The sequence below is a fragment of the Petrimonas mucosa genome (assembly GCF_900095795.1).
In the GTDB taxonomy this organism is placed as follows: Bacteria; Bacteroidota; Bacteroidia; order Bacteroidales; family Dysgonomonadaceae; genus Petrimonas; species Petrimonas mucosa.
On sequence record NZ_LT608328.1, the window covers coordinates 3,366,877 to 3,380,597 of the forward strand.

At 52.3% G+C, this 13,721-nt stretch carries 12 protein-coding genes; 8 read left to right on the forward strand and 4 right to left on the reverse strand.

Annotated elements, in window-relative coordinates:
• Window positions 1-3: 3 nt before the first annotated feature.
• The 4 genes from ING2E5A_RS13415 to ndk form a co-directional block, all read right to left on the reverse strand.
• Window positions 4-1,290 carry a BT_3928 family protein gene (locus tag ING2E5A_RS13415; RefSeq protein ID WP_071137843.1) on the reverse strand — a complete coding sequence of 429 codons (1,287 nt, stop codon included), beginning with the start codon at window positions 1,288-1,290 and terminating at the stop codon, window positions 4-6.
• Between the two features lie 38 nt (window positions 1,291-1,328).
• Window positions 1,329-1,874: a DUF1599 domain-containing protein gene (locus tag ING2E5A_RS13420; protein WP_071137844.1), complete on the reverse strand. Its 546-nt coding sequence runs from the start codon at window positions 1,872-1,874 to the stop codon at window positions 1,329-1,331.
• Window positions 1,875-1,982: 108 nt separating this feature from the next.
• Window positions 1,983-2,978, reverse strand: coding sequence for a peptidoglycan DD-metalloendopeptidase family protein (locus tag ING2E5A_RS13425; RefSeq protein ID WP_071138374.1), 996 nt, complete (start codon window positions 2,976-2,978; stop codon window positions 1,983-1,985).
• A 65-nt stretch (window positions 2,979-3,043) separates the two neighbouring features.
• The gene (gene ndk / locus ING2E5A_RS13430; RefSeq protein ID WP_071138375.1) at window positions 3,044-3,505 is read right to left on the reverse strand and encodes a nucleoside-diphosphate kinase; all 462 of its coding nucleotides are present in this window, start codon (window positions 3,503-3,505) and stop codon (window positions 3,044-3,046) included.
• A 371-nt stretch (window positions 3,506-3,876) separates the two neighbouring features.
• Here ndk and ING2E5A_RS13435 point away from each other — a divergent pair, with 371 nt between their 5' ends.
• From ING2E5A_RS13435 to nqrE, 8 genes are all read left to right on the forward strand, one after another.
• A complete protein-coding gene (locus tag ING2E5A_RS13435; protein ID WP_071137845.1) occupies window positions 3,877-7,335 on the forward strand; it encodes a DUF2723 domain-containing protein in 3,459 nt (1,152 codons plus the stop codon).
• A gap of 16 nt (window positions 7,336-7,351) precedes the next feature.
• The gene (locus ING2E5A_RS13440; RefSeq protein ID WP_071137846.1) at window positions 7,352-8,014 is read left to right on the forward strand and encodes a polysaccharide deacetylase family protein; all 663 of its coding nucleotides are present in this window, start codon (window positions 7,352-7,354) and stop codon (window positions 8,012-8,014) included.
• Window positions 8,015-8,047: 33 nt separating this feature from the next.
• On the forward strand, window positions 8,048-8,794 hold the full coding sequence (locus tag ING2E5A_RS13445; RefSeq protein ID WP_071137847.1) for a 3-keto-disaccharide hydrolase: 747 nt from the start codon (window positions 8,048-8,050) through the stop codon (window positions 8,792-8,794).
• Between the two features lie 197 nt (window positions 8,795-8,991).
• The gene (locus ING2E5A_RS13450) at window positions 8,992-10,338 is read left to right on the forward strand and encodes a Na(+)-translocating NADH-quinone reductase subunit A (RefSeq protein ID WP_071137848.1); all 1,347 of its coding nucleotides are present in this window, start codon (window positions 8,992-8,994) and stop codon (window positions 10,336-10,338) included.
• Between the two features lie 58 nt (window positions 10,339-10,396).
• The gene (locus ING2E5A_RS13455; RefSeq protein ID WP_071137849.1) at window positions 10,397-11,602 is read left to right on the forward strand and encodes an NADH:ubiquinone reductase (Na(+)-transporting) subunit B; all 1,206 of its coding nucleotides are present in this window, start codon (window positions 10,397-10,399) and stop codon (window positions 11,600-11,602) included.
• 40 nt (window positions 11,603-11,642) lie between these two features.
• Window positions 11,643-12,341, forward strand: coding sequence for an NADH:ubiquinone reductase (Na(+)-transporting) subunit C (gene nqrC / locus ING2E5A_RS13460; RefSeq protein ID WP_071137850.1), 699 nt, complete (start codon window positions 11,643-11,645; stop codon window positions 12,339-12,341).
• 29 nt (window positions 12,342-12,370) lie between these two features.
• A complete protein-coding gene (locus tag ING2E5A_RS13465; protein ID WP_071137851.1) occupies window positions 12,371-13,003 on the forward strand; it encodes an NADH:ubiquinone reductase (Na(+)-transporting) subunit D in 633 nt (210 codons plus the stop codon).
• A gap of 39 nt (window positions 13,004-13,042) precedes the next feature.
• On the forward strand, window positions 13,043-13,657 hold the full coding sequence (nqrE, locus tag ING2E5A_RS13470; protein WP_071137852.1) for an NADH:ubiquinone reductase (Na(+)-transporting) subunit E: 615 nt from the start codon (window positions 13,043-13,045) through the stop codon (window positions 13,655-13,657).
• Window positions 13,658-13,721: the final 64 nt, after the last annotated feature.

Sequence of the window (13,721 nt, forward strand, 5' to 3'; positions counted from 1 at the left end):
TGCCTATCTGGTCATTCTCGCCCTTCCCGGGGCAGGTACCGCCCCGATCAGCGCCAACGGAACAGTAAATATCAGGAGTATAACCATCAGTTTACCCCAAAAGTTCACTTTGAGCCCCCTGGCAACAAGCTGCTCCTCACCCCGCTGCGGCGTTAAATCGGGCACCTCGCTGTCGTCCCACTTGTTGATGACGGTACCCTCAGAGAGCAATATCAATCCGGGATTCGACCGGATCATCGTCTTGAGGACCCTCTCGTCCACATGTGCAAACCGGAAGCTGATGCCGTTGGCCGAACTCCACTCACCGATCACCTCTGCCGGGGAGGAGGTGAGGCAGTAAAAACCATATCCCTTTTCCGCCGCATAGGTGGCCGCCCGCATGAACTTGTCGAGATACCTCCGGTTCATCTCCTCCAGCGAATAGGATACCATCAGAAAGTGATATCCTCCATCCAACAGGAGCTGCTCCGTTATATCCTCTCCGGCAACAAAATCTTGTGCCAGGCTGTCATAGTCCAGTTCAAAAACCTGAAAATCGGATATCTTCGGCTTCTCGCCCTTCCGGATCACCCGGGTTTTCATCTCCACGAAGGTCCAGGTGGAGTCGCTCCACGGATAGTTCTCCTCGGTAAACTCCTGCTCCACCCCCTCCTTGCTGTAGATAAAAAGGTTCTCCACCACATCACCCTTTGCGGGATCGATATGGATCCCCTCCGGAATATTGGCCCCGATATGGTAGGGCCGAAAATCGAAAACCGGCAGCTTCACCACATTGTAGATGGAGAAGGTGAGTGCAAAAAGGGTCGTGTATCCGGCCGCCTTCCAGACGCTACCGGAGGTAAACAACGGAGTTATCTCCCGGTGACGGTTCAGCAGGACAAGGGTACAGAGGCCCAAGAGAATATTCTTGTAAAAAGTGGCCCAGTTACTGATCACCAGCGCATCTCCAAAACAGCCGCACTCCTCCACCGGGTTCTTCAAAGCAATCCAGAGTGTAAGCGGCAGAAAGAATGCCATGAAAAGGGCAATGAACCGGACAACCGTTTTGCGGTAAATCCCCATCAAGAGGAGGGTCCCCAGCAGAAACTCCGCAACCACCAGCAGAATGGCTGCCGGCAGCGCGAGCGACAAGAGTCCCGTCATCCCCAAGGAGACCAGGTAATCCTGTATCTTGTAGGAGAAACCGAGCGGATCCACCGCCTTCACAAAACCCGAAAAGGCAAAAGTGCCCCCCAGGATGATTCTGGAGAGTTCAGTCACAATTTTCAGAGATCTTGCGGGTTTGTTCATCGTCGATTCCCTATTGCAGGTTTAACCGTTTGGGTTGACTACTCCTCGCCGAAATGGAGTTTGATCAGCCCGAAGAGGGCATAATTGATGATATCCATATAGTTTGCGTCAATCCCCTCCGAAGCGATGGTTTTTCCCTCGTTATTCTCCATCTCCTTGATCCGGAACAGTTTTGCCAGAATCAGGTCGGTATAGGAACTGACGCGCATGCTGCGCCACGCCTCATCGTAATCGTGATTCTTGGCGTACATCAGCTCCTTGGTCGCCGCAATATGCTTGTCGAAAAGCTGCAATGCCTCCTCGCGAGAGATATCGACAGTGTCGGCATACCCGAGTTCGAGCTGTATCAATCCCATGATACCGTAATTGACAATCCCGATAAACTCTGGAAAAATCCCCTCGCCTACCTTGCTCTCCTTCTTGATCTCCAGCGACCGGATCCGGTTGGCCTTGATCAGCAGCTGATCGGTTACCGACTCGGGACGCAAGATCCTCCAGGTAGGTCCGTAATCGCTCGATTTCTTTTCGAACATCTCTCTGCAGATGGCGATTACCTCGTCAAACTGCCGGTTTGTCTCACTCATAGGAACAACGCTGTTTAAATCGTTATCGAAACGACAAAGGTAAATAAAAAAAGAAAAAGGTACAAGCTCAACCGCCTGTACCTTCTTCATTTAATGGGGTTATCCACATCACGAAACCCTCAACGATTTGCCTATCCGCAGCGTAGTCTTTGGTGTGATGTTGTTGAGACTGCATAGCTTCGATACGGATACGCCATATCTTCGGGCAATCGCTCCAAGCGTGTCACCGCTCTTTATCCGGTGATATTTCACTTCGCCCGAAACATACTTGTTATTGTTGGTTGTGGTAGGTTCCTTGTAGTTGCTGTTATAGGTCAGCACGCGACTGCTCTGCGATGTTTTCCGGTAACTCGTTTCAGTTACCAGATATTCGTCGCGGTGACAAACCTTGTTCTCGAAATCGATCAGGAAGTTCGGATTGATCGGCTTGCCCAGGAAACGGACCTCGAAGTGAAGATGCGATCCGGTGGAGCGGCCGGTGTTACCACCCAGTGCGATGGGTTGTCCCGAACGGACGAAGTCATTCTCGTTCACCAGGAATTTCGAGAGGTGGCCGTAAACCGTCTCCAGACCGTTCACATGACGGATCACCGTATAGTATCCGTATCCCCTCCGTTCATACTGCTGCACACGTACCTTACCGTCGAATGCGGCGTAGATCGTATCTCCCACCTGCACTTTCAAGTCGATGCCGTAGTGGTAACGGCGACTTCCCCGCCGGCCGAAGTTAGAGGTCATCCTCCCCTCGTGGGGCATGGTAAAATTGGAGAGATTCACTATAAAGGTGTCGGGGGCATTTTTCAACGAACCGTATACATTCACGTGGGCATTCTCCCAGACCCCACCGTAAATATCGTCGCACGGAATCCCCTCCATGTCCAGTTCACGCGCTGCCTCAGCCTCGTCGAGGACGGAGAGGTTCATCTTGAGTTTTATACCGTCGGCGAAAAGCTCTTCCTGACTCTTTAAACTTGTACTGTGCAGTTGCTTGTAATCGACCTCTGCCCTGGTACCGGAAGATCCCTCTTTCAACTGGGCAAAGGCACTTGACGCAAAAAACATCAAGGATGCAGAAAACAACACTATTCCCTTAGATAAACTCATATTTTTTTCCATCATAAGCTGTAGCTAGAATGGCCTTAAGTTACAATTTATACATTTCATTAAAGTCAAAGCTCATCATTAGCGTAGAGATTGGCGAAAGTCGGCCGTGGATAACTGAATATCTCCTCTTCCGTAAAAAAACGCTTCAACTCCACCGCTGCCGACTCAGGACTATCTGATGCATGAACGATATTCTCCTGCACACTGACGCTAAAATCCCCCCGTATGGTTCCTGGATGAGCTTTTCTTCCGTTGGTAGGTCCAGTCATCATCCTCACCACATCAACCGCTTCCAGGCCCTCCAGCGCCATTACGATTACCGGAGTGACCTGCATTGAATCCTTGATGCGTTTGAAAAAGGGTTTTTCCTTCAGATGAGCATAATGTTCTTCCAGAATCGCGTCGGAGAGAGAAACCATCTTCATTCCCACAATTTGAAGCCCCTTCTTTTCAAAACGCGAAACAACTTCACCCACAAGGCTTCTTTGTATCGCGGAAGGCTTCAGAATTACCAATGTTTTCTCCATGAAATCCGACAGATTATTAAAGAAAATGACCTTTGAATAACGAAATTTTTCCTTAATGCGCTTCAAAGTAAACAGATTCATTCTTTTTGACCAAATTATCTTTTGATAAATTTCGAAAGAGAAAGGGCGATAAAAATTAAATTTTGCTAAAATAGGGATATATCTCACTTATTCTTAGAATTTTATAGAATAACATGTTTTATAACATAAAAGAGTATGTTTAACTTTTAAATATATGTATTAACATTCATTTAAACATAAAGAGAGAACCGATCAAATCATCCCTTTTTATTCTTTTTAACACAATCAGCTGATTGTTTTTCTTACCTTTGTCCAGATTTTGTGTAGAGTATCGTTTTTATCGCTAAATAATGAAGAAATTCAATCTTATCAATACGATTTCAGGATGGGCCGTCTTTGTCGTGGCCGCCATTGTTTATCTAATGACCATCGAACCGACAGCCAGCTTCTGGGACTGCGGCGAATTCATCTCATCAGCGTATAAACTGGAAGTCGGACACCCACCCGGTGCCCCTTTTTTCATGCTTGTGGGTAACCTGTTCACCCAGCTGACCTCCGACCCGGGAGAGGTGGCGAAAATGGTCAACAGCATGTCGGCCCTGCTAAGCGCATTCACCATCCTCTTCCTCTTCTGGACCATCACGCACCTCACCCGCAAGCTGGTCATGGCTGAAGAGGGCGACAACTTCAACCTGGGACAAACCATCATCGTGATCGGCAGCGGGCTGGTAGGCGCACTGGTCTACACCTTCTCCGACACCTTCTGGTTCTCCGCCGTTGAAGGCGAAGTGTATGCCTTCTCCTCCATGCTTACCGCACTTGTATTCTGGCTGATCCTGAAATGGGAAGATAATGCGGAGAAGCCCGATTCCGACAAGTGGATCGTACTGATCGCCTACATCATGGGGCTCTCCATCGGGGTCCACCTGCTCAACCTGTTGTGTATCCCCGCCATCGTGATGGTCTACTACTATAAGAAATCGAACAACCCCACAAGGAAAGGGGGATTGCTCTCGCTACTCCTCTCGTTCGGCCTGATTCTGATACTGATGTACGGCATCATTCCGGGATTCACCAAGGTGGGAGGCTGGTTCGAGCTCTTCTTCGTGAACACGTTGGGCATGTCATACAATTCGGGTGTGATCGCCTATCTGCTCCTGTTGGTGGCCAGCACCATCTGGGCGCTGCTAGAAAGCCTCTCCGACAGGGGCGACATGAAAAGGGCACGGATCGCATTCCTGCTGAGCATCGGTCTCGCCGGCATCCTCTTTATCGGCAACAGCGTCTGGCTCTGGCTCCTGCTGATCGGAACAGCCATCTATCTCGTCTTCACCGGGAACCGGATGAACTTCAAGTTCATCAACCTCTCGATGTCGAGCCTGCTGGTGATCCTGATTGGCTTTTCGGCCTACGCCATCATCCCGATCAGATCGTCCACCAATCCCCCGCTCGACCTCAACTCGCCCGAAGATATCTTCTCGCTCGGCAGCTATCTCAACCGTGAACAGTACGGGCAGACCCCCATCATCTACGGAACCACCTACGCTTCGCAGATTGTCAGGGACAACCAGGGCCGTGCCGTGGTGAGCAAGGAGAGAAAGAGCTATAGCCGCGTCCTGAAAACTGACGAAAACCAGAAGGACCGCTACGTCGCATCCACGATCCCCACCTATAAATACAGCAACACCATGCTCTTTCCGCGTATGCACACGCATCCGTCGGAGCCGGGCTACAGCAACCATATCCAGGGATACGAGGTCTGGGGCGGCGTGACCGACCGGACCAAGAAACCGACGCTCTTCGACAACCTGAAGTTTCTCTTCAACTACCAGATCAACTTCATGTACTGGCGCTACTTCATGTGGAACTTCTCCGGAAGGCAGAACGATATCCAGGGCGACGGCGGGATCACCAAGGGCAACTGGATCACCGGCATCAAGTTTATCGACGGGCCTATCCTGGGACTGGGTCCGCAGGATAACATCGCTCCCGAGATTGTCGACAACAAGGGACACAATAAATATTACCTGCTCCCCTTCCTGCTGGGAGTCGCCGGCATCATCTACCAGCTACGGCTGCAACGGAGAGGAAAAGAGAGCTTCACGATCGTCTTCCTGCTCTTCTTCATGACAGGGTTGGCCATCGTGCTCTACCTCAACCAGACCCCCTACGAGCCCCGTGAAAGGGATTACGCATATGCCGGTTCGTTCTACGCCTACGCCATCTGGGTGGGCATCGGGGTAGCCGGTATCGGCCGCTACCTGCGCAACTACGTCAAGAACACCACCCTCTCGGCATCGCTCGTCACTGCAGCCTGCCTGCTGGTACCGGTCCAGATGGCGGGAGAGAACTGGGACGACCACGACCGCTCCGGGCGGACACTGGCACGCGACACCGGAATGAACTACCTCAGCAGCGTGGAACCGAATGCCATTCTCTTTACCAACGGCGATAACGACACCTACCCCCTCTGGTACGTACAGGAGACCGAAGGGTTCCGCACCGACGTGCGTGTAACCAACCTGAGCTTCCTGCAGACCGAGTGGTATGTAGACCAGATGTTGCGCCAGGCATATGAATCGGCACCGCTGCCCATCAGGTGGGAACGGGAGAAATATTGGGGCGATGCGGCAAGCGCTGCATTTGTGGTGACGAAAAATGAGATCCTGAATGTACTGAAACAGAACAATATTCCCTCCATCTCCTACGGACAGTATTACGATGCCAACGCTTACCGCGACACCATTCCGCTCCGGGAGACCATGGAGAAGCTGCGTACCGGGCAGTACAAGCCAGCCAACCCGTTCAACACGGGCGATACGCAGGTGATCCCCTCCAACCGGCTCTACATCGATATCGACACCGCAGCGCTCGACTGGGCCTCACTCGGTTCAAAGCCCGCGGAGAGGATGTATATCAACCTGGGTCAGAAATCGGCTGTCTACCGGCAGGAGATGATGATCATGGAGCTGCTCGCCAATATCAGCGACGACAACTGGAAGCGGCCGATATACTACGCCACCACGGTCGACAGGAACCTCTACATGAACCTGCAGGGGAGCAACTTCTCCCTCACGGGACTCGCCTACCGGATTGTTCCCGGCATCCCCGTCAGCGAAGGGGTCAACACCGAAAAGGCATACGACAACCTGATGAACAAGTTCCGATGGGGCGGACTGGAAGAGAATCCCGATATCTATCTCGACGAGACCTGTCGCCGGATGATCTCCACCTTCAGGCTCTACGCCAACCAGGTGATCGAGGCACTGATTGAGGAGGGCAAGAACGACAAGGCGATGGCCCTGCTCGACAAGATCACGACTGTGATGCCCGCTAAAGCGGTCGCCTACGGCAACGACGGCATCATGTTCGCCAGGGCCTACTACCGCCTGGGCGAAAAGGAAAAGGGCGAACAGCTGATGAACGAGATCGAAGAGCGGCTGCGTGGCAACCTCGACTGGTACGACCGGTTGTCGCCACGGCAGGTCGCCAACACGATGGTCGACATCTATTATAACATCAACTCGTTACTGCTGATGACCTCGGTCTACCACGAGTTCGACAACGAAAAATACAAGGCCTGCACCAGCGAGCTGCTGGAGCGTGCACAAGCCTACTACCTGACAGGTGCGGGATATGTGGGAGACGTGATCCTGAAAGAGGTCACCGACAACTCCGTCCGCGGCTATTACCGTTCGGCCAACGACTCGGTTCAGCGCTCTTCGGAAGAGGCAACCATGCAGCAGGCATTGCAGATGATGCAACAGTACAGCCCCCGCTTGCTGGAACAGTATAACAAACAGCCGTAAACAGAGTCACTCTTTTATGTTAATAGAGCAACCACCCCAGGCTTACAGGATGCTGTTTCCCGGCGCGGTCTGGCGAATCGGGGAGCCTGGACGGAAACGAGTTTTCCTCACTTTTGACGACGGACCGATTCCCGAGGTAACCCCATGGGTACTCGACCAGTTGGACCACTACGACATCAAGGCCACCTTCTTCTGTGTTGGCGACAACGTGCGCAAGCACCCCGACCTCTTCCGGCAGGTGATCGAAAAGGGACATCATGTGGGGAACCACACCTTCAACCATCTGCAGGGATGGAAACACACCCCCAAAAAGTTCCTCGAGAACACCGACCTGGCACGCGAGCTGATCAACTCACCGCTCTTCCGGCCCCCGCACGGACATATGCGGATAAAGCAGTGCCGGGAGCTGCAACAGGCCGGCTACAGGGTTGTCATGTGGGACGTTGTTACCCGCGACTACAGCCGGTTCCTCACCCCGCAACAGGTGCTGGGCAATGTGAGACACTATACCCGGAACGGCTCGATCATTGTCTTTCACGATTCACTGAAAGCAGAGAGGAACCTCCGCGAGGCACTTCCCAGGTCAATCGAGTGGCTACTGGCAGAGGGATACTCGTTCGGACTGATCCCGATGAGGGATACACTGGAATACCCGGTCGAAATGACCGAAGCGATCTGATCAAAGTTCTACATAATATAAAGTAAAAAGAGTATGAAACGGAAAGAGCTGATCATTGTGGCAGGATTGATCTTCCTGCTCCCTCTAAACGCACAGGAAAAGAAGTATCCAGAACCGGCACCCATGACCCCGGCGATGACCGAGTACTGGCAACCGCAACCACAGGTAGTAACCCCCGACCCCGTCCCGTCGGATGCCATCCTCCTCTTCGACGGCAAGGACCTTTCGCAGTGGGAGAGCGTCAAAGGCGGCCCTGCAGAATGGACGGTAGAGAACGGCGTTTTCACCGTGAAGAGAGGAACGGGCGATATCCAGACGAAACGGAAGTTTGGCGACTTCCAGCTGCACATCGAGTGGCGCATACCGGAAGGGATCCAGGGCGAAAGCCAGGGTCGCGGCAACAGCGGACTCTTCCTGCAGGGAATCTACGAGATCCAGATCCTCGACAGCTACAAGAACGAAACCTATGTGAACGGACAGGCGGCCAGCATCTACAAGCAGACACCTCCCCTGGTGAACGCCATGCGGAAACCGGGCGAGTGGAACAGTTACGATATCATCTATACCGCGCCCACCTTCAAGAAAGACGGCACCTACCGCACACCTCCCACTGTCACCGTGCTGCATAACGGCATCGTGGTCCAGAACCATACGATCATCCGCGGCACCACCCCCTATATCGGACTTCCCGAGGTAGAGGTACATGGCGACGGCCCCATCCGGTTGCAGGATCACGGCGATCCGGTCAGCTTCAGGAACATCTGGATTCGAGAGTTGTGATAAAAGAATCGGCTTTTAAAGCTTGCGAAGCTTGAATAAAGATTTTTTTCCACATTCTTCTTTTTTGAATATAAAACAGTTATCTTTGCACCCTGAACGGAAAATGGCTATCTTCCCTCACAGCTAAATTACAATAAACTCTGATTGACAGCTGTTTATCCCGGAAAAAACCCAACAGTTATTTATCAATTACATATATGGCTAATCGAATAAAAATCAAGAAAGGCTTGCAGATTCCGTTGTTAGGAAAACCCGAAGAGACTTTTCGTGGCAAAATAACAAGTGAATATGTGCAGGTGTGCCCGGAGGATTTTCAGGGCATTACGCCCAAACTTAAAGTTAAGGTGGGCGATGTCGTGAATGCCGGACAACCGTTATTCTACTCCAAGATGCACCCCGACATGATGTTCGCGTCACCCGTCAGCGGAACGGTCACTGCCATCAACCGTGGAGAGAAGAGGCGGATCCTGGACATCACCATCAAAGCCGACAAGCAGAACAGTTACGTAGACTACGGCAAGGCGGAGGTCGCCGCGATGAGTGCCGAGGAGATCAGGAAAAGATTGCTCGAAGCAGGCATCTGGTTTGTAATCAAACAGCGTCCCTACGACGTTGTTGCAGACCCTGGCAAAGAACCGCGCGACATCTTTGTCACCGGATTCGACACTGCACCGCTGGCACCTTCGTACGACTTCATCCTCGACGGAGAAGAGGCTGACCTGCAGACCGGGCTGAATGCATTAGCCAAACTCACCCCGGGGAAAGTTTACCTCTCCATCAGCCCCGACACCCGCAACGAAGGGTTGAGGAAAGCCGAAAACGTGGTTCTGACCGAGTTTGAAGGTCCCCACCCCGCCGGCAACGTCGGAACACAGATCAACCGTCTGGCTCCCGTCAACCGGGGCGAAGTGGTCTGGACACTCAACGCGCTCGATCTGCTCTTTATCGGACGGCTCTTCAACAAAGGTGTGGTAGACCTCACCCGCGCCGTTGCCCTTACCGGATCGGAGGTAAAAGAGACCGGATACTACGAGATGGTTATCGGCACCCAGCTGGGAGAACTCTTCGCCAAAACCGTCGAAGGGAAAGGCAACCTGAGATATATCAGCGGCAACGTCCTCACCGGTACCCGGATCGAGGCCAACGGTGTGTTACGCGCCACCCATTCGCAGCTGACCGTGATTCCGGAAGGCGACGACGTACACGAAGCATTTGGCTGGGCATCCCTCTCGCCAAACCGCTACAGTGCCGGTCCTACCTACCTGAAACTGAAAAAGGCCTACCGCCTCGACGCTCGCCTGCTGGGAGGTCCCAGGGCCATCATCGTCTCCAACGAGTACGACAAGGTATTTCCCCTGGATATCTTCCCCGAACAGCTGATCAAGGCGATCCTCGCTTTCAATATCGACAAGATGGAACAGCTGGGGATCTACGAAGTGGCACCCGAAGATTTCGCGCTTTGCGAGTTTGTAGACACCTCCAAGCTGGAACTGCAACGTATTGTCCGCACAGGGCTCGACATGCTCAGAAAAGAGATGGAGTAACCGGCATGATCCTGCGCAAACAAACAAAGAATAACAATAATTAAAACAGATACATTACATGTCGTTAAGAAATTTTCTCGATAAGATAAAACCCAATTTCGAAGAAGGAGGTAAGTTCCACTGGTTGAATTCTACGTTCGACGCCTTCGAAACATTCCTCTACGTTCCCAACAAGACGTCGAGATCGGGAGTTCACATCCACGACGCCAGGGATTCGAAGCGTACGATGGTTATCGTGATACTGGCACTTATTCCGGCATTACTGATGGGGATGTACAACGTGGGTTATCAGCACTACCTGGCAGTCAATGTTCAGGCAAGCTTTATTGAAACATTCCTCTACGGACTGCTGGCCATCCTGCCGCAGATCGTTGTCTCCTACGTGGTGGGTCTCGGCATCGAATTTGCCATGGCCCAGGTGAAGAAGGAAGAGGTGGCCGAAGGGTTCCTCGTTTCGGGGATGCTTATCCCGATGATCCTTCCGATCGACACCCCGCTCTGGATGATTGCCGTGGCTACCGCTTTCGCCGTCATCTTTGCCAAGGAGGTCTTCGGTGGAACCGGATACAATATCTTCAACGTGGCATTGATTGCCCGTGCATTCCTCTTCTTTGCCTACCCCTCCAAGATGTCGGGCGACAAGGTGTGGGTACGCACCGGTGATACCTTCGGAATGGGTGCCGGCAACGTGGTAGACGGATTCTCAGGCGCCACCCCGCTTGGACAGCTTGCCGTGACAGACGCCTCCCGTTTCGGTGATTTCACCTTCATGAGCACCACCGGCAACCCGCTCTCCATGTGGGACATGTTCGTGGGTCTGATCCCCGGATCGGTAGGTGAAGTATCCACCCTCGCCATCCTGCTGGGCGCCATCCTGCTGATCATCACCGGTGTGGGCAGCTGGAAAACCATGCTCTCCGTCTTCCTGGGCGGACTGTTTACCGTTGGCCTCCTCAACCTGGTAGCACAGAATGCCGCCATGGAGATGCCACCCCTCTATCACTTCCTGCTTGGTGGTTTCGCCTTTGGTGCCGTATTCATGGCCACCGACCCGGTAACTTCGGCCCGTACGGAAAAAGGAAAATGGATCTACGGTTTTCTCATCGGTGTTGTGGCGATCCTGATCCGCACCTTCAACCCCGGATATCCCGAAGGAATGATGCTCGCCATCCTGTTTATGAACGCGTTTGCTCCGCTGATCGATTTCTACGTGGTGGATGCCAATATCAAACGCCGCCTGAAACGGGCAGCCTTGAAAAAATAGGGATCTGCGTTTTTGAATAACTACTGACTACATTTGAACTATGAATAGAGAAAATAGCACATATACAATAGTTTACGCATCGGTGATGGTGATTATCGTAGCCATTGGACTGGCCTTTACCCACCAGGTACTGAGCGAAAAACAGACTGCAAACGTGAATATCGACAAGATGCAGCAGATCCTCCGGTCGCTGCGGGTCGACGCTTCACCGACCGAAGCTGATGGCATCTACAGAAGCCTGATCAAATCGGCCTACCTCATCTCTCCCGATGGGAACAAGATTGAAGGTACCGAAGGCATCGAGCCCACCGATCCCGCCTTCTCGGGCGAAGGTGAGGGACTGGCTGTTTACGAGGCCGAAGTGGAAGGCTCCAAGAAGTACGTTATCCCCATGCAAGGCACCGGACTTTGGGGTCCCATCTGGGGATATCTCTCCATCGAGAGCAACGGCAGCACCGTCTACGGTTCCGAGTTTGGTCATGCCGGCGAAACCCCTGGATTGGGTGCAGAGATTGTCAATACAGCCTTCCGTGGCCAGTTCAACGGCAAGGAGCTGATCAAGAACGGCGAGTTCAAATCGATCGCCGTGGTGAAACCGGGACAGAGCAATTCCGAAAGGGATTATGTCGACGGCATCTCGGGCGGAACCATCACCAGCAAGGGGGTCGACGCAATGCTGCTCGAAAGCGTGGGACAATACAAGAATTTTTTACTGCAACTCAACAATGCCGGACAGTAGTTCCGCATTCACTATAAAACGATAAGAATATGGCATTATCAGCAAAAGCAAAACAGGCCCTTTTGGGGCCCCTCAATAAAAACAACCCGATCCTGGTTCAGGTACTCGGTATCTGTTCGGCATTGGCTGTGACTTCAAAGCTGGAACCCTCATTGGTAATGGCCATCGCCGTAACCATCGTTACCGCCTTTGCCAACGTAATCATCTCGTTGTTGCGGAAGACCATTCCCAACCGCATCCGCATCATCGTCCAACTGGTGGTGGTGGCAGCACTGGTTACCATCGTGAGCGAAGTGCTCAAGGCATTTGCTTACGACGTGAACAAACAGCTGTCGGTCTTCGTGGGACTGATTGTTACCAACTGTATCCTGATGGGGCGCCTCGAAGCATTTGCCTTGGGGAACGGACCTTGGCCATCATTCCTCGACGGTATCGGCAATGGACTCGGCTACGGCTGGATTCTGGTAGTGGTAGGCTTCTTCCGCGAACTGCTCGGTTCGGGCACCCTGCTTGGATATAAGGTCATACCGCAGGCCCTCTACAACGCCGGTTATGAGAACAACGGCCTGATGATGCTGGCTCCCATGGCGCTGATCATCGTTGCCGTGATCATCTGGGTACACCGTTCAAGAAACAGGGAGTTGCAGGAAGAAACCAACTAGGAAGATTAGTGTCGAATAATAAAAAAGAAAGAAATAAACATGGATGCTATTAGTCTGATTGTACGATCGATATTTGTAGACAACATGATATTCGCATACTTCTTGGGTATGTGCTCCTATCTTGCTGTGTCGAAAAACGTAAAAACCGCTCTTGGGCTGGGGACTGCAGTAACCTTCGTTCTGGTGCTCACCCTTCCCATCAACTATATGCTCGAAAACTACGTGCTGAAGGCTGGTGCCCTGGCGTGGCTGGGTCCACAGTTTGCGACAGTCGACCTGAGCGTCTTCAGCCTGCTCATCTTTATCGCCGTAATCGCATCTTTCGTACAGCTGGTCGAAATGATCGTGGAGAGGTTCAGCCCCTCGCTTTACGCATCGTTGGGTATCTTCCTGCCGCTGATTGCCGTGAACTGCGCCATCCTGGGCGGTTCGCTCTTCATGCAGCAGCGCGAGTTTGCCAATGTGGGCATGGCTACCGCCTACGGATTCGGTTCCGGTATAGGATGGTTGCTGGCTATCGTGGGCATGGCGGCCATCCGGGAAAAACTGGAGTATTCCAACGTTCCCAAACCGTTGAAAGGGCTGGGTATCACATTTATCATCACCGCCCTGATGGCCATCGGGTTTATGAGTTTCTCCGGGATCAACATCTAAGTCGGAACTCATTGCCAATCAAAAATAAACAGAGTTTACCATTTAATAAAAACAGGAATATACA